General features: G+C 71.5%; 20 protein-coding genes, 1 pseudogene and 1 riboswitch. Of the genes and pseudogenes, 3 read left to right on the top strand and 18 right to left on the bottom strand.

The genetic code is table 11. From position 1 onward, the window contains the following. Positions 1 to 17: 17 nt before the first annotated feature. Genes ACFZDI_RS13950 through ACFZDI_RS13965 form a run of 4 tightly spaced genes read right to left on the bottom strand, consistent with a single transcriptional unit; the run spans position 18 to position 3,473 of the window. Positions 18 to 1,085, bottom strand: coding sequence for a nitronate monooxygenase (locus tag ACFZDI_RS13950; protein ID WP_391250339.1), 1,068 nt, complete (start codon positions 1,083 to 1,085; stop codon positions 18 to 20). Further along, the gene (locus tag ACFZDI_RS13955; RefSeq protein ID WP_234749827.1) at positions 1,082 to 1,852 is read right to left on the bottom strand and encodes a CoA-transferase subunit beta; all 771 of its coding nucleotides are present in this window, start codon (positions 1,850 to 1,852) and stop codon (positions 1,082 to 1,084) included. Before ACFZDI_RS13955 ends, ACFZDI_RS13950 begins: the two co-directional genes overlap by 4 nt. Beyond that, positions 1,849 to 2,712, bottom strand: a complete 864-nt coding sequence (locus ACFZDI_RS13960) for a CoA-transferase (protein WP_391250341.1) — start codon at positions 2,710 to 2,712, stop codon at positions 1,849 to 1,851. Before ACFZDI_RS13960 ends, ACFZDI_RS13955 begins: the two co-directional genes overlap by 4 nt. Further along, the gene (locus ACFZDI_RS13965; RefSeq protein WP_391250343.1) at positions 2,709 to 3,473 is read right to left on the bottom strand and encodes an enoyl-CoA hydratase family protein; all 765 of its coding nucleotides are present in this window, start codon (positions 3,471 to 3,473) and stop codon (positions 2,709 to 2,711) included. The genes ACFZDI_RS13960 and ACFZDI_RS13965 overlap by 4 nt, the downstream gene beginning before the upstream one ends. A 79-nt stretch (positions 3,474 to 3,552) precedes the next feature. Between ACFZDI_RS13965 and ACFZDI_RS13970 the strand changes: the two genes are divergently transcribed. Together ACFZDI_RS13970 and ACFZDI_RS13975 are read left to right on the top strand one after the other, a co-directional pair. Then, on the top strand, positions 3,553 to 4,329 hold the full coding sequence (locus ACFZDI_RS13970; protein WP_234749821.1) for an SDR family oxidoreductase: 777 nt from the start codon (positions 3,553 to 3,555) through the stop codon (positions 4,327 to 4,329). A gap of 40 nt (positions 4,330 to 4,369) precedes the next feature. Continuing rightward, the gene (locus ACFZDI_RS13975) at positions 4,370 to 5,278 is read left to right on the top strand and encodes an SDR family oxidoreductase (protein WP_234749818.1); all 909 of its coding nucleotides are present in this window, start codon (positions 4,370 to 4,372) and stop codon (positions 5,276 to 5,278) included. A gap of 13 nt (positions 5,279 to 5,291) precedes the next feature. Here the strand turns inward: ACFZDI_RS13975 and ACFZDI_RS13980 are convergent, their stop codons facing one another. The 6 genes and pseudogenes from ACFZDI_RS13980 to ACFZDI_RS14005 form a co-directional block, all read right to left on the bottom strand. Next, the gene (locus ACFZDI_RS13980) at positions 5,292 to 5,897 is read right to left on the bottom strand and encodes a dihydrofolate reductase family protein (protein ID WP_391250346.1); all 606 of its coding nucleotides are present in this window, start codon (positions 5,895 to 5,897) and stop codon (positions 5,292 to 5,294) included. Between the two features lie 328 nt (positions 5,898 to 6,225). After that, positions 6,226 to 7,386, bottom strand: coding sequence for an LLM class flavin-dependent oxidoreductase (locus ACFZDI_RS13985; protein WP_391250348.1), 1,161 nt, complete (start codon positions 7,384 to 7,386; stop codon positions 6,226 to 6,228). Between the two features lie 124 nt (positions 7,387 to 7,510). Beyond that, positions 7,511 to 8,707 (bottom strand): SfnB family sulfur acquisition oxidoreductase, encoded by a 1,197-nt coding sequence (locus tag ACFZDI_RS13990; protein ID WP_391251111.1) that lies wholly within the window; start codon positions 8,705 to 8,707, stop codon positions 7,511 to 7,513. Continuing rightward, positions 8,704 to 9,261: an NADPH-dependent FMN reductase gene (gene ssuE / locus ACFZDI_RS13995; RefSeq protein ID WP_391251113.1), complete on the bottom strand. Its 558-nt coding sequence runs from the start codon at positions 9,259 to 9,261 to the stop codon at positions 8,704 to 8,706. Before ssuE ends, ACFZDI_RS13990 begins: the two co-directional genes overlap by 4 nt. Before the next feature lie 52 nt (positions 9,262 to 9,313). Continuing rightward, positions 9,314 to 10,438: pseudogene (gene sfnG, locus ACFZDI_RS14000) on the bottom strand (dimethylsulfone monooxygenase SfnG); the annotation flags it as partial. Positions 10,439 to 10,617: 179 nt separating this feature from the next. Beyond that, a complete protein-coding gene (locus ACFZDI_RS14005) occupies positions 10,618 to 10,698 on the bottom strand; it encodes a putative leader peptide (protein ID WP_361112682.1) in 81 nt (26 codons plus the stop codon). A 138-nt stretch (positions 10,699 to 10,836) separates the two neighbouring features. Here ACFZDI_RS14005 and ACFZDI_RS14010 point away from each other — a divergent pair, with 138 nt between their 5' ends. Then, on the top strand, positions 10,837 to 11,763 hold the full coding sequence (locus ACFZDI_RS14010; RefSeq protein ID WP_391250350.1) for a LysR substrate-binding domain-containing protein: 927 nt from the start codon (positions 10,837 to 10,839) through the stop codon (positions 11,761 to 11,763). Positions 11,764 to 11,811: 48 nt separating this feature from the next. On the opposite strand, the gene ACFZDI_RS14015 is transcribed toward ACFZDI_RS14010, so the two are convergent. The 8 genes from ACFZDI_RS14015 to ACFZDI_RS14050 all read right to left on the bottom strand — a co-directional run bounded on the left by ACFZDI_RS14015 (position 11,812) and on the right by ACFZDI_RS14050 (position 20,951). Continuing rightward, positions 11,812 to 12,960: an LLM class flavin-dependent oxidoreductase gene (locus ACFZDI_RS14015; protein ID WP_234749806.1), complete on the bottom strand. Its 1,149-nt coding sequence runs from the start codon at positions 12,958 to 12,960 to the stop codon at positions 11,812 to 11,814. Continuing rightward, positions 12,953 to 14,044: an LLM class flavin-dependent oxidoreductase gene (locus ACFZDI_RS14020; protein ID WP_234749804.1), complete on the bottom strand. Its 1,092-nt coding sequence runs from the start codon at positions 14,042 to 14,044 to the stop codon at positions 12,953 to 12,955. Before ACFZDI_RS14020 ends, ACFZDI_RS14015 begins: the two co-directional genes overlap by 8 nt. Continuing rightward, complete coding sequence (locus ACFZDI_RS14025; protein WP_391250352.1) at positions 14,041 to 15,414, bottom strand: NtaA/DmoA family FMN-dependent monooxygenase; 1,374 nt, start codon at positions 15,412 to 15,414, stop codon at positions 14,041 to 14,043. The genes ACFZDI_RS14020 and ACFZDI_RS14025 overlap by 4 nt, the downstream gene beginning before the upstream one ends. A 21-nt stretch (positions 15,415 to 15,435) precedes the next feature. Further along, the gene (locus ACFZDI_RS14030) at positions 15,436 to 16,644 is read right to left on the bottom strand and encodes an LLM class flavin-dependent oxidoreductase (RefSeq protein WP_391250354.1); all 1,209 of its coding nucleotides are present in this window, start codon (positions 16,642 to 16,644) and stop codon (positions 15,436 to 15,438) included. A gap of 73 nt (positions 16,645 to 16,717) precedes the next feature. Then, on the bottom strand, positions 16,718 to 17,740 hold the full coding sequence (locus ACFZDI_RS14035) for a transporter substrate-binding domain-containing protein (protein WP_391250356.1): 1,023 nt from the start codon (positions 17,738 to 17,740) through the stop codon (positions 16,718 to 16,720). A 75-nt stretch (positions 17,741 to 17,815) separates the two neighbouring features. Further along, positions 17,816 to 18,613 (bottom strand): ATP-binding cassette domain-containing protein, encoded by a 798-nt coding sequence (locus ACFZDI_RS14040; protein WP_391250358.1) that lies wholly within the window; start codon positions 18,611 to 18,613, stop codon positions 17,816 to 17,818. Beyond that, the gene (locus ACFZDI_RS14045; RefSeq protein WP_391250361.1) at positions 18,610 to 19,590 is read right to left on the bottom strand and encodes an ABC transporter permease subunit; all 981 of its coding nucleotides are present in this window, start codon (positions 19,588 to 19,590) and stop codon (positions 18,610 to 18,612) included. Before ACFZDI_RS14045 ends, ACFZDI_RS14040 begins: the two co-directional genes overlap by 4 nt. Positions 19,591 to 19,913: 323 nt before the next feature. Further along, a riboswitch (SAM riboswitch) is annotated at positions 19,914 to 20,022 on the bottom strand. A gap of 65 nt (positions 20,023 to 20,087) precedes the next feature. Further along, a complete protein-coding gene (locus tag ACFZDI_RS14050; RefSeq protein WP_234749795.1) occupies positions 20,088 to 20,951 on the bottom strand; it encodes a glutathione S-transferase C-terminal domain-containing protein in 864 nt (287 codons plus the stop codon). Positions 20,952 to 21,072 lie beyond the last annotated feature (121 nt).

A 21,072-nucleotide genomic window follows, 5' to 3' on the forward strand; every position in this document is an offset into this window, starting at 1 on the left:
CGGCGCACGCACCCCCCTCACGCGACCTTCGGCAGCCGGCCCAGAGTCGCCTGTGCCTCCGCCATGATTCCTTCGACGAGTTCGGCGCAGGACGGCAGGTCGTCGATCAGTCCCCCGACCTGGCCACAGGCCATCACACCCAGGTCGCTGCGGCCGTCGACCATCGCGGCCCTGAGCAGCATCGGGGTGGTGGCCGCCAGCAGGACCTGGCTCCAGGTCAGGTCCTTGCCGTGGCGCATCGCCAGACCGTCGCGCACCAGGGCGGTCCAGCTCATGCCCGACTCCCGCCTGAAGGCGAAGGCGTGCCGCAGGGCGCGCAGCAGGGAGGTCACGCGGCCGGAACGCTCCAGCGCGTCCACCAGGTCGCTGCGCAGCATCCGGTGGGGCAGGCCGTCGACCTTGGTGGTGACGGTGACGTCCTGGACGCCCGCGGCGAGGTAGCGGGCCTTGACGGCGTCGGGGACGGTGCTGTCGGAGGTGAGCAGGAAGCGGGTGCCCATGGCGACGCCGGCGGCGCCGTAGGCCAGGGCCGCCACCAGTCCGCGTCCGTCCCGGAAGCCGCCGGCGGCGATCACCGGGATGCCGACGGCGTCCACGACCTGCGGGAGCAGCACGCTGGTGGCGACGCCGCCGGTGTGGCCGCCGCCCTCACCGCCCTGTACCAGCACGGCGTCCGCGCCCCAGGCCGCGACCTTCTCGGCGTGCCGCCGGGCGCCCACGGAGGGGATGACGACCACCCCCGCCTCCTTCAGGCGGGTGATCAGCTCCGGCCTCGGCGCGAGCGCGAACGAGGCGACCTTCACGCCCTCGTCGAGGATGATCCGCACCCTCTCCCCCGCGTCGGAGGCGTCGGCCCGCAGGTTGACTCCGAAGGGCGCGTCGGTGCGGGACTTGACCTCGCGCACGGCCGAACGCAGCTGTTGCGGGGTCATGGTGGCGGACCCGAGGATGCCCAGGGCTCCGGCGGCGGCGGAGGCGGAGACCAGGCGGGGCCCGGCCACCCACCCCATGCCCGTCTGGACGATGGGGGTGCGCACGCCGACGAGTTCGGTGAGGGCCGTGGTGATCGCGGCACCGCTGCTCATGCGGGCACCTCACGGTCACGTGCGCGCTCCGGGTCGATGACCTCGCGGATCAGGCGCAGTTCCCCGGTGGTGGGCGCACGGGTGTACGGCACGTCGTCGGGGACGGTGAGTGCGAAACCGGTGGCCTCCAGCACCTGCTCGACCGTGACGCCCGGGTGCAGCGAGCGCAGCCGCATCGAGTGGTCCGGCGTGGCGAAGTCGAAGACGCCCAGGTTGCTGACCACTTCCGGGACGTGGTGGAAGCGGGTGGCGGACGGACCGGCCGCGGCGGCGCGGTCGTAGCCGACTCCGCAGACCATGTCGACCTGCTCGACGAAGACGCGCGGGGAGTGCTTGGGCACCCAGTAACTCGTGGGGTTGTTGAGGGTGTTGAGGGGTGCGCCCCGTACGCCCAGCAGTTGCCGGGTGGGGCGGGCCCAGTCGCCGATGCAGGAGATGTTCTGGTTGCCGTGGCGGTCGATCTGGCTGGCGCCCATCATCACGTGCCGCCGTCCGGTGGCCGCGAGGGCCAGGTGCTGGCGGTAGGGCAGCCAGCCCTCCACCACCCGGGCGCGGGCGCCGAGCGCCGGGACGTCGCCGATCAGCAGTGCCTCGCCGTCGGTGAGCAGCAGGTCGGGTGCGAACGTGAGCTTCGCCAGCCGGGCGCCGATCGTGGGCACGGTGCCCGTGGGGGTCGCCAGGACCTCCCCGGCGTGACGCCAGGCCTCTGCACAGGCCACGACACAGTACTCGGCGCGGGTCGTCTCGTTCGTCGAACGACTGCTCACGTCCGCTCCTCGTGGAATGCCGCGACCTCGGCCTGGTAGGCCTCTTCGTCGGCGGACAGGTAGCGATCGGTGAAGGCCTGCCAGGCTTCCGGGTCACGGGCTGCCCGGGCATAGGCGCGCTGGAAGGGCTCGTCGCGGTCGTGGTCGGGGGCGCAGGAGGTGAAGTGCGCGCCGTGGCGGGCCTGGACCACGCCGGTCACGAAGGGGCGCTGGATCAAGAGGGACTGGGGGGCGGCGTCCTTGAGCAGGTCGGCGGTGTCGACGATTTTCTCGCAGGAGACGTACGCGGTGTCGGCGGCCTGACAGAAGAGGTCGTCGAAGTACGGGTCGGGCCCGAGGTATTGGGCGTTGCCCTGTGCGTCCGCCCGGTTGAGGTGCACCAGCGCCGCGTCCAGGCGCAACGCCGGGACCGCGACGAACTCCTCGCCGTCCGCGTAGGGCGAGACCACCGTGCGCAGGTGCGGGCCGACCCTCGGCACGTCGGAGCCGAGACCCGCCCGGACCGGCAGGAAGGGCAGCCGCTGCGCGGCGGCGGTCAGGCCCCACATGAACATCGCCTCGTCCAGCTCGACCAGGTCGAAGGCGGCACGCTGCCGTGCCGCGGTGAAGTGCGGCTCCAGCGGGATGGAGTCCAGGGTGGCGAAGGGGGCCACGAGGGTGCGGATCCGTCCCGCCGCGGCGAGCAGGCCGACGTCGGGGCCGCCGCAGGACACCACGGTCAGGCCGGTGACGTCGGAGCGCAGCAGGGCCCGGACCAGTGCCATCGGCTTGCGGCGCGAACCCCACCCGCCGATCCCGATCGTCATGCCGTTGCGCAGCCGGCCGGCCACCTCCTCGGCGGTCATCGTCTTGTCGCTCAACGGGACTCCCCCTCACACGCCTTGGACGACACGAATGCCTCGCGGTGCCGGTCCGAGAGGCCGCTGAGGTTGGCCTCGAAGGTGAAGCCCTGCTCGAAGCGGTAGCTGCGGCGGACGTCCACGGGGTCGATGCCGTTGATCGACGCCTTGGCCAAGCGGATGAGCTGCCCGTCCTTGGCGGCGATCTCCCTGGCCAGGTCCATGGCCGCGGCGTGCAGGTGCTCGCGCGGGACGACCCGCCACACCGAGCCGTGGCGGTGCAGTTCCCCGGCCGTCACGGTGCGCGAGGTGTAGTAGAGCGTCCGCATCAGGTGCTGCGGGACCAGTCGCGCCAGATGGGTGGCCGCGCCGAGCGCACCCCGGTCCAGCTCGGGCAGCCCGAAGGTCGCGTCGTCGCTCGCCACGATCGAGTCGGCGTTGCCCACCAGGCCGATGCCGCCGCCCACGCAGAACCCCTGCACCGCGGCGACCACCGGGACCTCGCAGTCGTAGACCGCGGCGAACGCCTCGTAGCAGCCGCGGTTGGTGCCGACCAGCGCCGTGTACCCCTCGGTGCGCTGCATCTCCTTGATGTCGGCCCCGGCGTTGAATCCACGTCCGGTCGCGGTGAGGACCACGCAGCGCACGCGGGGATCGGCGCCGGCCGCGCGCACCGCGGCGGCCAGGTCGTACCAGCCCTGGACAGGAAGGGCGTTGACGGGTGGGAAGTCCACGGTGATGACGGTGATGCCCTCTTCGGGGCGTGCGGTGGAGACACCCATGAGTGGATCAGCTACCTTTCCACCAAACGTTTGTTAGGCACGAAGGTAGCAGCGCAGTGCCCGGCGCGGGAGGTCCCTCATGGCAGCGGTCACCGATCTGAGCGGACGGGTCGCGGTCGTCACGGGCGGAACGCGGGGGGTGGGCGCCGGTGTCACGCGGGCCCTGCTGGAGGCGGGCGCCGAGGTGATGACCTGCGCCCGGCGACCTGCGGACCGGCCCGTCGAAGCCGCCGGCCGCACCGCCCGGTTCCTTCCGGTGGACCTGCGTGACGCGGACGCCGTCGCCGCGTTCTTCGCGCGGGTGAGCGGCGAGTACGGCCGGCTGGACGTCCTCGTCAACAACGCGGGTGGCACGCCGTACCGGCTGCTCGAGGACGGCGGAGCCGCACGGCACGCCCGGGTCGTCGAGTTGAACCTGCTGACCCCCCTGACCGCCTCCCTCGCCGCCTACGAACAGATGCGCTCCCAGCCGGGCGGCGGCTCCATCGTCATGATCGGCAGTGTCAGCGGCAGCCGTCCGTCCCCGGGCTCGGCGGCCTACGGCGCAGCCAAGGCGGGGCTGGAAAGCCTGGCCCGCAGCATGGCCGTGGAGTGGGCCCCGGACGTCAGGGTCAACACCCTGGTCCTCGGCATGGTCCGCACCGAGCTGTCCCACCTGCACTACGGCGACGAGAGCGGCATCGAGGCCGTGGGACGCACGGTGCCGCTCGGCCGGCTGGCCGACCCCGCCGAGGTGGGCGACGCCTGTGTGTTCCTCGCCTCCGCACGCGCCTCGTACGTCAGCGGTGCGAGCCTGCTCGTCCACGGCGGTGGCGAACGCCCGGCGTTCCTCGACGCCGCCACCGCCGGCAACTGACCCCCCGAAATCCCGGGACCGTCCGACGAGAGGACCCAGCATGTCCGGACTGTGCAGCGAACGTGTCGCGATCGTCACCGGGGCCGGGCGCGGACTCGGCCGGGCGCACGCCCTCGCTCTCGCCGCCGAGGGCGCGAAGGTCGTCGTGAACGACCTCGGGGTCGGCCTCGACGGCACCGGAAGCGAGGCGGGTCCCGCCCGGCTGGTCGCCGACGAGATCGTCGCCCGGGGCGGGCAGGCGGTCGCCCACGGCGGGGACGTCGCCACCACCGAGGGCGCGGCCTCGCTGATCCGTACCGCCGTCGGGACCTACGGCCGCCTCGACACCCTGGTCAACAACGCCGGTTTCCTGCGCGACCGCATGCTGGTGAACCTCGGCGAGGACGACTGGGACGCCGTCCTGCGCGTCCACCTCAAGGGGCACTTCCTGCCGCTGCAGCACGCGGCGGCGCACTGGCGGGCGGAGGCCAAGGCGGGCCGTGCCCCGCAGGCCCGGGTCGTCAACACCAGCAGCGGGGCGGGACTGCTGGGCAGCGTCGGCCAGGGGAATTACGCGGCGGCCAAGGCGGGGATCGTGGGCCTGACGCTGGTCGCCGCCGCCGAGCTGGGCCGCTACGGCGTCCTGGTCAACGCCGTCGCCCCGGCGGCCCGCACCCGGATGACCGAGGCGACCTTCGCCGAGACCATGGCGGTCCCCGGCACGGGCTTCGACGCCATGGCACCGGAGAACGTGTCCCCGCTCGTCGTGTGGCTCGGCTCCGCGGCCTCGGCGGGCGTGACGGGGCGGGTCTTCGAGGCGGAGGGCGGCCGCATCACCGTCATGGAGGGCTGGCGCCCCGGCCCCACGGCGGACAAGGGCGCCCGCTGGTCCCCGGCGGAAGCCGGGGAGACGGCGCTGAAGCTCCTCGCGGAGGCGACGCCACCGGAGCCGGTGTACGGCGCGCGATGACGACGGACAGACCCTAGTAGCTGTCGTAGCCGGGCTTGCCGGTCGGGCGGTACACGCCGACGACGGTGCCGCTCTTCGTCGTCGTGACACTGACCGGCTCCAGAGCGGTGGGGACCGCTCCGCCGGCGAACAGCCGCTTGCCGGTGCCGATGATCACCGGGTGGATGGTCAGCCGGTACTCGTCGACCAGGTCGTGCCGCATGAGCGTCTGGGCGAGGTCGCCGCTGCCGACGACGTTGATGTCACCGCCGTCGGACGCCTTCAGCGCGCGCACGGCGTCGGCGGCGTCGCCCTCCAGCAGGGTGGAGTTCTGCCACTCCAGGGACGTCAGGGTCCGGGACGCCACGTACTTGCGCATGCGGTTCATCCGCTCGGTGAACGGGTTGCCCGGGTCGGCGGTCGGCCAGTACGCCGCGAAGATGTCGTACGTCTTGCGGCCGAGCAGCATCGCGTCGGAGGGCTCGTACCAGCCGGCGATGGCCGCACCGACCTCGTCGTCGGACACCGGCTTCTGCCAGCCGCCGTGCTCGAAGCCGCTCTCGGCGTCCTCGTCCGGACCGCCCGGCGCCTGCATGACGCCGTCCAGCGACAGGAACGTGCAAACGATGATCTTGCGCATGGTGCGCTCCCTTCGTGTCGACGGGTGGACTGCGCGGCCGGCGCAAACTCATCGGTGGGGCGTTCTTCGCCGCACGCCACGCCGCCGGCCCGACGGCCGCGCCCGCCCGGTTGCCCCCGGTCAGGGGGACGTCGGCGACACGGTCGTCCTCGATGCGCCACGCGGTCATGCCGGGCACGTCGTCCTCGGCGATCACGAGGGTGATTTCCCGGAGCGCCTCGGCGGCGATCCGGCCGACGGCTGTCCGGTCGACGCCTGTGCGCCCGTGGCAGGGCGCGAGCAGGGCCGTCATGAGCTCACCGTCTCGCCGTCGGTGGCGATCAGTGGGTCATCGCGGACTCCCCGCGGCGGCGAAGGGGACCTGGGCTGCGGGAGCCGCCTGCTGCCCGTGCGGGTGCTGCCACAGGCCCTGGGCGGCCAGACGGGGCAGCACGCCCTCGCCGAACCAGTACGCCTCCTCCAGGTGGGGATAGCCGGACAGGACGAACTCGTCGATGCCGAGGGCGTGGTACTCCTTGATCCGCTCGGCGATCTCGTCGTGGCTGCCGACCAGGGCGGTGCCCGCGCCCCCGCGCACCAGGCCGATGCCGGCCCACAGATTGGGGTGGATCTCCAGAGCGTCGCGACTGCCGCCGCCGTGCAGGGCGAGCATCCGCCGCTGGCCCTCCGACTCGCTGCGGGCGAGGCCGGCCTGGACCGACCGCACCGTCTCGGGGTCGAAGCCGTCCAGGAGGCGGTTCGCCTCCGCCCACGCCTGCTCGGCGGTGTCGCGGGCGATGACGTGCAGCCGGATGCCGAAGCGCAGGGTGCGGCCCTTCTCGGCCGCCAGGCCGCGGATCCACGCGATCTTCCGGGCGACCTGCGCCGGCGGTTCGCCCCAGGTGAGGTAGGTGTCCACGTACCTGGCGGCGATCTCGCCCGCGATCGGCGAGGAGCCGCCGAAGTACACCTCGGGCACCGGGTCGGGCACCCTGGCCAGCTTCGCGTCCTCGACCTGGAGGTGCTCGCCGCGCAGATCGACGGTCTTGCCTTCCCACAACTGCCGTACGACATCCAGGAACTCACCGGTACGGCGGTACCGGTCGTCCTTGTCGAGGAAGTCGCCGTAGGCCCGCTGCTCGTGGCTCTCCCCACCGGTGACGACGTTGAGGAGCAGGCGCCCGCCGGTCTGCCGCTGGAACGTGGACGCCATCTGGGCGGCGAGCGTCGGTGAGACGAAGCCGGGGCGGAAGGCGACCAGGAACTTGAGGCGTTCGGTGTTCTGGCTGACCATGGCCGTGGTCAGCCACGCATCCTCGCACCAGGCGCCGGTCGGGGTGAGCGCGCCGACGAAACCGAGGTCCTCGGCGGCGCGGGCGATCTGGCTCAGATAGGCCACCGTCGGCGGCCGGTCCCGCCCGGAGGCGGTGGCCGGGGTGCCGTGACCGCCGCCGACGACATGGCGGCTGTCGCCGTTGGTGGGCAGGAACCAGTGGAACGTGAGGGACACAGGGGTCTCCGATCAGGGACGACGGTCGGGGGTGGCGGGACCAGGGTTTCGCCGGGCAGGTGTTCGCCGCTGGGCACTCGTGGAGCAGCGCCCGTCGGTGTTGCGCTCGTCGGAGCCGCGTTCGTCAGAGCAGGCCGTGCCGGGGTGGCCTGGTGCCGTTGAGGGTGTACCGGCCGATGTGCTGGACCTTCCAGCGGGCCGGGTCGTGCAGGGTGTGGGTGCGGGCGTCGCGCCAATGGCGGTGCAGGCCCAGCGAGTCGCGCGCGGAGCGGGTGCTGGCGACTTCGAAGAGGGCGCTGCCGAGGTCCACGGCGGCCTGGGCCGCCGTCACCTTCGCCGCGGCCACCGCGATCGAGGCTTCGGCGGCCGTGTCGTCGGTCAGGTCGGCGCGGGCGGCGTCCACGGAGCGGGCCGCGGCGGCGAGCAGCGCGTCGGCGGCCCGTACCCGGATCGCCAGTTCTCCGAACCGCTGGATCAGCAGCGGATCCTCCGGCGCGCTCTCGTGTCCCTCGCCGACACTCTCGAACCAGGGGCGGCTCTTCGTACGGACGAACTCCACGGCCTCGGCCAGTGCCCCGGCGGCGATCCCGGCGTCGATGGCCGCATGCAGCAACTGGGCGACCGCGCCGTGGAGTTGCGGCCCGTGGAAGGTGAGGTGGTGCGGCACGATCCGGTCGGCGGGGACGGGCACCGCCTCCAGGCGGACGGTTCCGCTGGCGGTGGTGCGCTGTCCCATGCCGTCCCAGTCGTCGACGACCGTGAGGCCTGGCGCGTCGCTCGGCACGTACGCCACGTGCAGGGTGTCGTCCTCGGTGCGGGCGAGGACGGGGATCCAGTGGGCGAACAGGGCGCCGGTGGAGTAGTGCTTGACGCCGTCGAGGACGTGACTGCCGTCTTGGAGCCGTGTGAGCCGGGTGCGGATGTCCTGGACGTGCCGGGTGCCCGCCTCGGACTGGGCGTTGCCGAATCGCTTGCCGGCCAGGACCTCGCCGAAGAGGAACTCCCGTTGCTCGTCGGTGCCCTGCCGGCGCAGCACGTTGACGTACACGAAGTGGCTCTGCGGGATCTGGGCGAGGCTGGCGTCGGCGGCGGCGAGGAGCCGGAAGATCTCGGCGAGCGTCTCCGCACGGACGTCCGCGCCGCCGTACTCGGCGGGCACCGTCACGGCGAGCAGCCCGGAGGCTGACAGCCGTTCCAGCTCCGCGTGCGGGAGCCTGCGGCGTGCGTCGCGCTCGGCGGCGCCCTTGCGGAAGTCCGCGGCCAGCCCGGCGGCCACGGCAAGGGCCTCGGTGTCGTCCGCGATGACGGTCGCGCCGCTCATCCGGTGGCCGCCAGCACGGTCGTACGGCCGCCCAGCGCGGCGGAGAACCGGTCCGTGACCTGGACCAGTGCCTCCGCCGAGCCCGGTGCGACGGCCGGTGTGCCGTCCTCGCCCACCGTGATGTCCTTGTCGAGCGTGAACCAGCCCGGCGTGATGTGGGCGGGGCCCATGGACGCGAGGACCGGGCGCAGGGCGTAGTCGATGGCCAGGACGTGGGCGGTGCTGGCGCCGGTGGCCAGCGGCAGGACCGTCTTGCCCGCCAGCGCATACTGGGGCAGCAGGTCGAGCAGTGACTTCAGCAGCCCGGAGTAGGCGGCCTTGTAGACGGGGGTACCGATCACCACCCCGTCCGCCTGCTCGAACAGGGCGGTGGCCCGGACGATCGCCGGGTGACCGAAGTCGGCCCCGAGCAGCGCCTCGGCGGGAAGGGTGCGGACGTCCAGCGGGATCACCTCGTGCCCCTGCTCGATGAGGCGCTCGTCCAGGTGGCGCAGCAGCCGGGCGGTGCGGGAGGCGGCGGAGGGGCTTCCGGAGACGGACAGGATCGTGGCCATGGGAGGACCTTTCGGTTCGTCGTGTTCGTGGGCGGGCGGCGGTCAGGCGTGGGCGGCGACCGGCTCGGGGTGCCTCCAGTTCGCGCACCAGGGGCAGCACCCGCTTGCCGAAGTACTCGACCTCCTCCAGGTAGTGCAGGAAGCCGAGGAGGAAGAGGTCGACCCCGAGCCGCTTGTAGGCGACGATCCGCTCGGCGATCTGCTCCGGGGTGCCGATCAGGCCCGTACGGAAGCCGTCGTTGTACTGCACGAGGTCCTCGAAGCTCGAGTCCTGCCACATGCCCTTGCCGTCGGCGGTGGACGGGCCGGCCTGCTGTACGGCGTCGCGGAAGCCGTGAACGGCGTCGGAGTCGGCCTTGGCGACGATCTCGCGGAGCGTGTCGCGGGCCTCGGCCTCGGTGTCGCGGGCGATGAGGAAGCCGTTGAGGCCGAACTTCGGTGCCGTACGGCCCACTCGGGCAGCCGAGGCGCGGACGTCGGCGATCTGTTCGGTGACGCCGTCGAAGTCCTTGCCGTTGCTGAAGTACCAGTCGGAGACACGGCCGGCCATGGCGCGGGCGGCGGTGGAGTTGCCGCCCTGGAAGATCTCCGGGTGCGGGCGCTCGGGGGTGTTGAGCGGCTTGGGCTTGAGGGTGAAGTCGCGCACCCGGTAGAAGTCGCCGGCGAGTTCGGCGTGGTCCTCGGTCCAGATCGTCCGCAGGGCGCGGATGAACTCCTCCGAGCGGCGGTAGCGCTCGTCGTGCTCCAGCCAGGGCTCGCCCAGGGCGGTGAACTCACCCTTGAACCAGCCGCTGACGACGTTGACGGCGAAGCGGCCGTTCGACAGATGGTCGGCGGTGGCGCCGAGTTTGGCGAGTACCCCCGGGTGCCACAGGCCGGGGTGAACGGCGGCGATGACTTTGAGCCGCTGTGTGGCGAGCAGCAGGGCGAGGCTGAAGCTGGTCGACTCGTGCTGGAACTCGGCGCCGTAGCTGGCCATGTAGCGGACCTGGCTGAGGGCGTAGTCGAAGCCGTTGTTCTCGGCGAGGACGGCCAGTTCGCGGTTGTAGTCGTAACCCCAGTCGGTGCGCTGCTCGATGGTGCTGGTGACCAGGCCGCCGCTGACGTTCGGGACCCAGTAGGCGAAGCGGACGGGGTCGGATCCAGGGGTTGCGGAGGGTACGGGAGGAACGGGCATGGGAACTCCTGGCAGGAGAATGCGGCGAGGGCAGGACGACGAAAGGGCTGTGCGGAATTCGGGCGCGCTGAAGCGGCGTTCACGAAAAAGCCGTCGTCACGACGGAAAGGGGGTCCGAGCCGGAATGCGCGGAAGAAAGGCGCGGTGGGAGCGAGTGGGAGGGTTTCCCTCGGGTGCGCTCAGAGCCGACAGCGACAGAAGGCGCTGGAGACACGCGCAAGGTCGACGTGGCGTCGCCGCGTGAGGTCCTGTCGCTTCATGCCATCGATCGAACCAGGGGAGAGTCCGGCCGGTCAAGAATGCCCGAAGGTGATTCCACATGCTGAGAGTCGGTATTCACGAGGTTGTGACAGGGATTCCCTTGAACTCCGTCCCCGGGAGAGCGCACTCTCCAGGGCGTGCGTATCGAACAGCTCGAATACATGGCTGCCGTCACTCGGCTCGGTTCGCTGCGGCGCGCGGCCGAGGAACTCCATCTGTCCCAGCCGGCGCTCAGCGAGACCGTGCGGAATCTGGAGCGTGAGCTCGGCGTGGATCTGCTGGAGCGCAAGCGGACCGGGGCGAAGATCAGCGACGAGGGCCGGGAGCTGCTGCCGCACATCATGAGCGTGCTGGACGCGGTGGACCGGCTGCGCGGCGCGGCCGGCGACCAGCACCGCATCAGTCGCATGGTCCGCCTCGGCACGGTGAACACGGCCACCGTGCCGCTGGTCATCCCGACCGTGCGTGAGTTCCGGGCCTCGCATCCGCTCACGCAGGTGGAGTTGGTCGGCGCGCAGCAGGCGGACATCCACCGCGGGCTGTTGGAGGGCGCCTTCGATCTGGGACTGGTGAACTACCTGCATGGCGACGACATGCCGCCCGGTTTCGAGACGACGGAGCTGGTGTGCGGCAGGCCGGTGGTGTGCGTGCGCCCGGACAGTCCGCTGGCGGCCCTGGACGCGGTGGACACGGACAGCCTGCTGACCGAGCCGCTGGTCGTGATGCGGTCCGGCTATGTCATGCACCGTTTCGTGCACCGGCTGCTCCGCGGCCGGTCACCGTCCTTCTCGTACTCCACCGACGGTGCGGAGATGGGCAAGCTGATGGTCGCCGAGGGCCTGGGGGCCACGGTGCTGCCGGACTTCAGCGTCGTCGGCGACCCTCTGGAGCGACGTGGCGCGATCACCGTGCGTCCCCTCGCGGGGGATGCGACGGACGTGCTGCTGGTGCTGCAGCGCCGCCCCTCGGCGTCCGTACCGCGGGCGGTTCGCGACCTGCACGAGCTCTTCGTGCGCAACGCCCAGGCGTCCGACGCTGCTTGGCGACGGCGGACGAAGGGATGATCCGGTGCTCGTCGTCGCGTGCGGCCCTCGGCGGTGTACATACGAGGGTCAGCCCGACTGGAGGGAGTGACCCCGTCGGCGCCATTCCCGGGCGAGCAGTTCGTAGGAGCGGACCCGGTCCGTGTGGTCGTGGGTGATCGTCGTGATGAGCAACTCGTCCGCGCCCGTGGCCTCCTGGAGTTGTTCCAGCTGGTCGGCCACGCGGCCCGGTGAGCCGACGAACTGGGTGTCGAGGCGGTCCTGGACGAGGGCCCGGTCCTCGTCGGTCCACGTGTGGGCACGCGCCTCCTGCGGCGTCGGGAACGGTAGGGCGCCCTCGGCGGTGCGGATGCTGCGCACCCACAGGCCGTAGCCGGCGGCGAGTTCACGGGCGGTGGCGTCGTCCTCGGCGACGACGACGTCCGCCGAGACGCTGACGTGCGGCTTGTCGAGGAACTCGGAAGGCTGGAAGAAGGCCCGGTAACCCTCCACCGCTTCCAGGACCGTGGCCGGGCTGACGTGGTAGTTCGCCGCGAACCGCAGCCCCCTGGAGCCGGCCGTCTCGGCGCTCTGGCCGCCGCTGCTGCCCAGGATCCACAGCTCCAGGTCGGCGCCCTCCCCCGGCACCACGTGTGCCTCGGCGCCCTCCGGGGAGCGGTAGGTGCCGGCCAGCAGAGCGAGGATGTCGTCGATCTGCTCGGCGTAGTCCTGTGACTCGGCGCCCGGCAGCAGGAGCAGCCTGCGCTGCAGCGCGATGCGAGGTGAGCCGAGCAGGTGCTCGAAGGAGAAGCGGGGCGGGATCCGCAGGCCGTTCGGGGTGCGGCCGTCGACGACGGGGGTCGCCGTGGGCAGCGGTGCGGCCGGCTGTCCCGGCGGGCGGCCGCCCGAGCGTCCCAGGCCCAGGTCGAAGCGGCCCGGGTGCAGGGTGTCGAGCAGGCCGAATTCCTCCACGGTGGACAGCGCCGTGCGGTGCCCGAGCTGCACGGCCCCGGAGCCGAGCCGGATGGTGGAGGTGGCGGACGCGGTCAGCGCCAGGACGACGGCGGGTGAGGTGCCGGCCACGCCGGGATTGAGATGGTGCTCGGCGAACCAGTAGCGGGCGTATCCGAGGCGTTCGGCCTGCTGTGCGAGGTCGATGGAGTTGCGCAGGGCGTCGGCTGCCGTCGATCCGGAGGAGACCGGGACCAGGTCGAGGACGCCGAGGGAGATGTCAGGCACGGGCGGGCTCCTGGGTGATCGGTGATGCCGGAAGCACGGGGCTCCAGGCGAACGGCGGGTCGGGGATCTCGCGGCGCAGCACGGGGGCGACCTCGGACTGGAACAGTTCGAGGGAGGCGCGGTGCCGGGATTCCGGCAGCCCGCCCGCGTCGGCGTGCAGGTGGACGACCGTGTGGCCGAGCCGCTCGTGGTAGCGGTGCACCTTGTCGACGACCTGTTGCGGGCTGCCGATCAGCTCCGAGCTGCGCGCGACGAAGTCCTCCAGGGTCTCGAAGACCACCGGCAGGCCCGCCTTCCTGGAGAAGGCGAGGTCGGCCTCGAAGACCGGCCGGTACGCGGCGAGTGCCTCCTGTGAGGTGGGAGCGACATGGATGCCCGCCGTGCCGGCGCCGATGGCGATGCCGGCCGGGTCGTGGCCGTAGTGCTGCCACCGCTCCCGGTAGTGGCGGGTCAGCTCGGCGTACGGCTCGACGGGGTGGGTGACGTTCGCCGAGAACAGCGGGTCGCCGTAGCGGGCTGCCAGGTCGACGGAGTCCTTGCTGGTGGCGCTGCCGTGCCAGACCCGGACGGGCTGCTGGTAGGGCCGTGGCCACACCTCGGCGTCCGTCAGCGGCGGGCGGAAGCGGGTCGCCGCCGTCACCTTGTCCTGCCGCCACAGCTGCCGGAAGACCTCGTAGCTCTCGGCGTTGCGGTCCCACTGGTCCTCGGGTGTGACGTGGAACAGCTCGCGTTGGGCGGCGCCGTTGCCCTTGCCGATGATCAGGTCGAGTCGCCCCTCGGAGAGGTGGTCGAGGGTGGCGTAGTCCTCGTAGGCACGGACGGGGTCCAGCAGGCTGAGCGTCGTCACGGCCGTGAACAGGCGGATCCGCTTGGTGAGGGCGGCCACATGGCCGAGTACGACGGCCGGGGACGAGGAGATGAACGGCCGCTCGTGCCGCTCCCCCACGCCGAAGCCGTCGAAGCCCAGCTCCTCGGCGAGCAGGGCGCTGTCGAGCACCTCTCGGAAGCGGTCGTGCGTCGGCTTCCGCACCCCGGTGAGCGGGTCCGGCCGATGGACGATCAGGGTGATCGCGATGAACCTCACGACGCCACCCGCTCGCCCCGGACGTCGTCCGGGTGCGCGAGTCCGAGGTGGTCGCGCAGGGTCGTGCCCTCGTACTCGGTGCGGAAGACTCCCTGCTCCTGCAGCAGCGGTACGACCTTGTCGGCGAAGGGGTCCAGCCCGCCGGGGGTGATGTGCGGGACGAGGATGAAGCCGTCGGACACATCGGCCTGGACGAAGTCGTTGATGGTGCGGGCGACGGTGGCCGGCGAGCCGACGAAGGTCTGCCGGTTGCCGGTGTTGATGACCAGGTCCCGGATGGACCAGTCGTGCGCGGCGGCCAGCTCCCGCCATGCGCGTACGGTGGCCAGCGGGTCGCGGTACATACGCACCTGGGCGCGGCCCTGGGAGATGTGCTCGTCGCCGACGTCCGGGTCGATGTCGGGCAGCGGCCCCTCCGGGTCGTACGTCGACAGGTCACGGTTCCAGACGAACTCCAGGTGCTTGAGGGCGGTGGCGCCGCTGACCTGCTGCCGGCGCACCTCCCTGGCCAGCTCCTCCGCCTCGGTGTCGGTGTCGCCGAGCACGAAGGTGGCGGCGGGCAGGATGAGCAGATCGCGGTGGGAGCGGCCGTACTTGGCGAGGCGGTTCTTGACGTCCGTGTAGAACGCCCGGCCCTCCTCGAGGGAGGCGTACCGGCTGAAGATGGCGTCGGCGCTCGACGCGGCGAACTCGCGGCCCTCCTCGGAGTCACCGGCCTGGAAGACGACCGGGCGGCCCTGGGGTGAGCGGGGCACATTGAACTGCCCGTGGATGTCGAAGTGCTGACCGGCGTGGACGAAGGAGCCGGCCTTCGCGTCCCGCAGGAAGACACCCGCGGCCTGGTCGGCGGCGATCTCGTCGCCGTGCCAGGAGTCGAACAGCTCGTTCGCCGTGGCCAGGAACTCCTTGGCACGGGAGTAGCGCTCCTCCTGCGGCAGGAAGCCGCCACGGCGGAAGTTCTCACCGGTGAAGGCGTCCCAGGAGGTGACCACGTTCCAGGCGGAACGGCCGCCGGAGAGGTGGTCGAGGCTGGCGAACTGGCGGGCCACCTCGTAGGGCTCGTTGAAGGTGGAGTTGATGGTGCCGGTCAGTCCGAGGTGTTCGGTGACGGCGGCGAGCGCGGCGAGGACGGTGAAGGTGTCGGGGCGGCCGACGACGTCCAGGTCGTAGATCTGCCCGCCCTGTTCGCGCAGCCTGAGGCCCTCGGCGAGAAACAGGAAGTCGAACTTGGCGCGTTCGGCGGTGCGTGCGAAGTGGGCGAAGGAGCTGAACTCGATGTGGCTGCCGGCCTGCGGGTCGCTCCACACGGTGGTGTTGTTGACGCCGGGGAAGTGCGCGGCCAGATGGATCTGCTTCAGCGGCTTGCTCATGGTGGGTGCGGTCCCTCCGGCTCAGGCGGTGGCGTAGCGGTTGGCGGGGCGGGTCAGGCCCAGCAGGCCACGCAGGGTGTCGGCCTCGTAGGCGGTGCGGAAGGCGCCCCGGCGCTGGAGCTCGGGAACCAGGCCGCGGGTGATGGCCGGCAGGTCGTGTCCGGCGACGGCGGGCCGCAGCCGGAATCCGCTCAGTCCCTCTCCCGCCAGTTCCTGCAACAGATCGGCGAGTTGGGAGGAGGTGCCGGTGAAGACCCGGGCGTCGCTGTCGTACGGCTCGCCCGCGAGCGCGTCGAGGCGTGCGCGCCGGTCCTCTGCCGCTGCCCGGTCGTCGTCGAGGAACACCACCAGGTCGCCGAACACGTGCAGCAGTTCACCGGCGCGTCCGGCTGCCTCCTGTTCGGCGCGGATCTCGGCAACGATCGCGCGGGCCTGCCCGGCGTCGTGCGGGGTGACGTAGCCGACGTCGGCCTGGCGGGCCACCAGCCGGTACGGGACGGTCTGGTGGGCGAGGGCGGTGACCACCGGCTGGCCCTGCGGTGGGCGTGGGGTGATGGAAGGGCCCTTGACGCTGAAGTGCTTGCCCTGGAAATCGATGTAGTGCAGTTTGTCGCGGTCGATGAAGCGGCCGGTCGCGGCGTCACGGATCTCGGCGTCGTCCTCCCAGCTGTCCCAGAGCCGGCGCACGACCTCGACGTGGTCGGCGGCCTCGTCGAAGAGGCCGGTGAGCCGTTCCTGTCCGGCCGGGGTCCGCAGCTCCTCCAGGCTGATCGGCGGGAAGCGGCGGCGGCCGAAGTGGTCGGCCTCGTACGGCCGGGCGCTGATCTGCACCCGCAGGCCCGCCCGGCCGGTGCTCACATGATCGAGGGTGGCGATGGCCTTGGAGATGTGGAACGGCTCGGTGTGGGTGGCGATCACGGTGGGCACCAAGCCGATGTGCCGGGTCAGGGGTGCGACGCGGGAGGCGGTCAGGACGGCGTCCAGACGGCCGCGGACCTGGTCGGTGCGGCCGTCCGGCTCGCCGTAGTGCGAGGACTGCAGACCGAGTCCGTCCTCGAAGGTGACGAAGTCGAGAAGGCCGCGCTCGGCCTCGGCGACGAGGTCCGCCCAGTATCCGGCGGTGAACAGGTCGCGGGGCCGGGCGACTTGCTCGCGCCAGGAGGCCGGGTGCCAGCCGGTGCCGTCGAGGGCGACGGCAAGGTGCAGAGAGGACACGGGAGTTGAGGACACGAGGCTGCCTTCCTGGAGGTCCGTACTGGATCGGCGGTCCGCGGGACGCTGCGTACGGCTGATGAGGAACGGGTCAGGAGTTGTCGAGCGGCAGCCCGGGCGGGTTGACCTCGGACTTGGTGACGGCGTCACTGGAGAGGTTCCAGGCGGCGAGCCACTTGGCGTACTGACCGTTGTCGATCAGGTGGTTGATGGCGTCGGCGAGCGGCTCGGCCAAGCCGCTGTCCTTCTTCGCGGTGGCCGCGATCAGCCCTTGGAGGCTCGCGCCGGCGCCGGAGTACTGGCCCGCGATCCTGGTCGCGTCGGGAGTCTTCTCCGTCTGGGTGACGTGGTAGGCGAGGTTGGGGCTGGGGCCCAGATAGGCGTCGATCTTGCCGCTGTTCAGGGCCAGGTAGAGGCTGTTGTTGTCCTGGAAGTACTTGATGGTGAGCTTCTTGCCCTCCTCCTCCAGCTTGTCCTTCCACCCCAGCAGGATCCGCTCCTGGTTGGTGCCCGCGCCGACCGAGACGGTCTTCCCCGCGAGGGCCTCGTAGTCACCGTCGAAGGCGAACTTCGAGGACTTGAGTGTCTCGAAGGCGAGGTCGTCCTTGCGGTAGGAGGCGAACTCGTACTTCCTCTTGCGTTCCTCGGTGTCGGTGATGTTCGAGAAGCCGACGTTCACCTTGCCGCTGTCGATGCCGACGAAGAGGTTCTCCCAGGTGAACCGCTTCACTTCGGGCTCCAGGCCGAGGACGGCCGCGACCAGTCTGGCCAGGTCGATCTCGGAGCCGGTGAGTGTCTTCTGGTCGCTGCCCACGAAGCCCAGCGGCGGGGAGCCGGAGGGCAGGGTGCCGGACCCGATCACCAGCTTGCCGCTCTTCCTGATCGCGTCGGGCAGCTGGGCGCTGATGGACTTGACCTCGGAGACCTTGAGGGTGGTCTCCTCGGCGGCGCCGTTGGACAGCCGGCCGACGGTGACCGTGCCGGCGCTGTCGCTCGTCGTGGTGGCCGCGTCGCTGTCGCCACCGCAGGCGGCGAGCCCGGTGGCCAGGGTGGCGACGGCGGTCGCCGCGGTGATGCCGCGTATCAGGCTGCGTCGGGTGAAGTGGACAGACATGGCCGTTCCTTGTCGGTGGGGAAGTGATGCGGGGAGTGATGCGGGTGGCGTGGGGGGAAGTCGAGGGGGCGGCGGTCAGAGGACCTTGCTGAGGAAGTCCCTGGTCCGCTCGTGCCGGGGCTTGTCGAGGACCTCGGAGGGCGGGCCCTGCTCGATGATCCTGCCGCCGTCGATGAAGACGACCCGGTCGGCGATCTCGCGGGCGAAACCGATCTCGTGGGTGACGATGAGGAGGGTGGTTCCGCTGGTCGCCAAGTCCTTGATGACGGCCAGGACTTCACCGACCAGTTCCGGGTCGAGGGCGGAGGTGGGCTCGTCGAAGAGGATGACGCCGGGGCGCAGCGCGAGGGCGCGGGCGATGGCGACGCGCTGCTGCTGGCCACCGGAGAGCTGGCGCGGGTAGGCGCCGGTCCTGTCGGCGAGGCCGACCCGGCCGAGGAGTTCGCGGGCGAGTTCCACGGCCTCGGGCTTGCCGAGCTTCCCGGTGGCGACCGGGGCGGCGGCCACGTTGTCCAGGACCGTCAGGTGCGGGAAGAGGTTGAAGTTCTGGAAGACGAAACCGATCCGGCTGCGCTGGGTGAGGATGGCCCGCTCGCTCAGTTCCTTCAGCCGCTCGCCCTGCCGCCGTACGCCGATCAGCTCGCCGTTGATGCTGACGTGGCCGATCTCGGGCCTCTCCAGGTGGTTGACGACCCGCAGCAGGGTGGACTTGCCGGATCCGGACGGGCCGAGGATGACGGTGACCTCCCCGGGGCGGACGGTCAGGTCGACACCGTCCAGGACCCGGTGGGTGCCGTACCACTTGTGCACGTCGTGGATCTCGACGGTGGCGGCTTCGGTGTCCGCCGGGGCTCGATGCGTTGTGGCGGTCATACGGCGGCCTCCTGGCGGATGCGGACCCGCAGGCCGGCGAGGCCGGCGCGGAGCTTCTGCAGCGGTGTCGGCGGCAGGCTGCGGGTGGCACCGCGGGCGTAGTGCCGCTCGACGTAGAACTGGACGACGGAGACGACACTGGTCAGGACCAGGTACCAGACGGTGACGACCAGCAGCAGCGGCACGATGTCGCCGGGGTAGGTGGAGCCCATGGTCTGGGCGGCGCCGAACAGGTCGAGCAGCGAGACGTAGAACACCAGCGAGGTGCCCTTGATCAGGCCGATGAGCTGGTTGACGTAGTTCGGGACGATGGAGCGCAGCGCCTGCGGAAAGACGACCTTCCGGAACTGGTAGCCCTTGGGCAGGCCGAGCGCGGAGGCCGCCTCGTGCTGCCCCTGGTCGACGGAGAGGATGCCGCCCCGGACGACTTCGGCGGCGTACGCGGCCTCGTGGAGGCTGAGCCCGACGACCGCGATGACCATGTCCGTGGCGAGTTTCGACTCGTCGAAGGAGAAGAAGGCCGGTCCGAAGGGGACACCGACGCTCAACGTCTTGTACAGCGCACTGAAGTTGTAGAGGAAGATCAGCACCACGATGAGCGGGACGGAGCGGAACGCCCAGACGTAGAGCCAGCTGACCGCCCGCAGCACCGGGCTCCCGGAGAGCCGGGCCAGCGCGAGGAGGATGCCGCCGGCGAGGCCCAGCACCGCGCTGTAGACGGTGACTTCGAGGGTGATGAGGAGCCCGTCGAGGATGGCCGGCCGCAGGAACCAGTAGCCGAAGCGGTCCCACTGGTAGAAGGGGTTGGAGACCAGACCGTGCACGAACTGGGCCGCCAGGACCAGGACGACCGCGGTGGCGATCCAGCGTCCCGGCCGCCGTAGCGGCAGAACGCGCTGGGCGGTGACGGCTTTCGGCGGTTCGGCGGCGGCCCGCGCCCCGGGGAGGGTGACGGTGGCGCCAGGGGGTTCACTCATGGTGGGCTCCGGCTGGGAGGGGAGATCCCGGAAGCGCGCGGCATGCGGGGGCGCGCACGCCGGCGAGGTACCGGGACCGGGGAGGACGACGGCACACCGAGTGAGCGGTGGTCGTCAGGGAAGGCGGGGGCTGCGGGGAGGTGTCAGCCCCGGCAGCGGGCACGGCCCGGTGCGGTACACAGTGCGCTGTTCACGCGGAGCAGATCGACGGCACGATCGGCGACGAGCAGGTTCGGGTACGACCGTACGCAGCCCTGGGGGCGGCGTGCGGCCGTCCTGGGAGCTGCGTACATGGCGTCACCGTCACTCTTCCGGCCCTGTGGGCCTCGCGCTTACCGAAACATCTTCGGTCCGGTCTTCACCTGGGGCACCCCACCGCGATGCGAGGGTTGCCGGTCAGCAAGCCAGGGCTTGTCGCTGACGCTCATGACCGTTCTGGCCCGTAGTTAAGACAACGGCCCGAACGAATGTCAACGCCGGTCCACCAGGTGGAACGGTCAACGGGCCGCGTGTGCCGCCCAGTCCAGGATCTGTACGGCTGCCCCGGCGGCCTCCAGGCCGTGGCAGCGGTCGTGGTGGCGGCGTTCGATGCCGCCGAGGTCGAGGTGGGTGCCGAAGGCCGGGTGGGTGGTCAGACGGCGGGCGTAGGCCCACAGGGTGGGGTGGTCGGCGATGCGCTGGACGGCGGAGGCGTCCAGATGGTTGCGGTGCACGGTGTCGAGTTGGACCAGGGCGACCCACAACTCGACGTCGGCGGCCGTGACGTCGTCGCGGATCATGTACGTCCGCCCGACCAGCCAGCGCTCCAGCGCGCCCAGTGCGTCCAGCAGTACGCCAAGAGCCGCCTCGCGGTCGGCCGGTCCGCCGTCGGCCGATCCGGCGCGCTGCGCGGCCTGTTCGACGCCCTGCGCGCACATCCGCTCGACGGCCTCGATCTCCGACTCCGCGCCGCACGGATAGAGCGAGGGGCCGCCGGTGGCGAAGCGGCGGGCGAGGTCGCGCATGATGTCCGGGGCGTGGGTGCTGACGATCCGTCCGGACCAGTCGTCACTGAGCACGGGCGCGACGGCCGGACCGGTGTACCGGTGGGCACTCGCCTCGTACAGCGAACGCAGGGCCGAGTGCCCGCCGTCGGGAGAGTCGGGCACGGCGGGCAGGAGGGTCACCGGACAGGCGGTGTCCCGGCCGAGCAGGCTGTGGGCGACGGCGATGCGCAGGCCGTCCGGACATGCGGTCGACAGATGGAGGCGGTAGCGGCCGGGAACGGCGTAGTGGCCGCTGCGCGCGTCCCTGCCGATACGGCCGCGGAAGGCCGGTACGGGGCGGTCGGACGCGTGGGCGGCCAGCGGTGTGACGGTCATGGTTCTCCCCGGGAGCGGGCGCGGACGTACGCGCGGCGGAAGCGACGTCGGACGAGGGAGCAGGGCTCACCCGTGCGCACCGGACAGGACGAAACCTCAGGGAAGGGGGACGCTGTCGGCG

The organism is Streptomyces sp. NPDC007907 (genome assembly GCF_042959365.1).
In the GTDB taxonomy this organism is placed as follows: Bacteria; Actinomycetota; Actinomycetes; order Streptomycetales; family Streptomycetaceae; genus Streptomyces; species Streptomyces indiaensis.

Bases quoted from the DNA above. Each gene is read 5' to 3' on its own strand.
- ACFZDI_RS13950 (WP_391250339.1), bottom strand. From the start codon at position 1,085: ATGAGCAGCGGTGCCGCGATCACCACGGCCCTCACCGAACTCGTCGGC.
- ACFZDI_RS13965 (WP_391250343.1), bottom strand. From the start codon at position 3,473: ATGGGTGTCTCCACCGCACGCCCCGAAGAGGGCATCACCGTCATCACC.
- ACFZDI_RS13970 (WP_234749821.1), top strand. From the start codon at position 3,553: ATGGCAGCGGTCACCGATCTGAGCGGACGGGTCGCGGTCGTCACGGGC.
- ACFZDI_RS13975 (WP_234749818.1), top strand. From the start codon at position 4,370: ATGTCCGGACTGTGCAGCGAACGTGTCGCGATCGTCACCGGGGCCGGG.
- ACFZDI_RS13980 (WP_391250346.1), bottom strand. From the start codon at position 5,897: ATGCGCAAGATCATCGTTTGCACGTTCCTGTCGCTGGACGGCGTCATG.
- ACFZDI_RS13990 (WP_391251111.1), bottom strand. From the start codon at position 8,707: ATGAGCGGCGCGACCGTCATCGCGGACGACACCGAGGCCCTTGCCGTG.
- ssuE (WP_391251113.1), bottom strand. From the start codon at position 9,261: ATGGCCACGATCCTGTCCGTCTCCGGAAGCCCCTCCGCCGCCTCCCGC.
- ACFZDI_RS14005 (WP_361112682.1), bottom strand. From the start codon at position 10,698: ATGAAGCGACAGGACCTCACGCGGCGACGCCACGTCGACCTTGCGCGT.
- ACFZDI_RS14025 (WP_391250352.1), bottom strand. From the start codon at position 15,414: ATGAGCAAGCCGCTGAAGCAGATCCATCTGGCCGCGCACTTCCCCGGC.
- ACFZDI_RS14035 (WP_391250356.1), bottom strand. From the start codon at position 17,740: ATGTCTGTCCACTTCACCCGACGCAGCCTGATACGCGGCATCACCGCG.
- ACFZDI_RS14040 (WP_391250358.1), bottom strand. From the start codon at position 18,613: ATGACCGCCACAACGCATCGAGCCCCGGCGGACACCGAAGCCGCCACC.
- ACFZDI_RS14045 (WP_391250361.1), bottom strand. From the start codon at position 19,590: ATGAGTGAACCCCCTGGCGCCACCGTCACCCTCCCCGGGGCGCGGGCC.
- ACFZDI_RS14050 (WP_234749795.1), bottom strand. From the start codon at position 20,951: ATGACCGTCACACCGCTGGCCGCCCACGCGTCCGACCGCCCCGTACCG.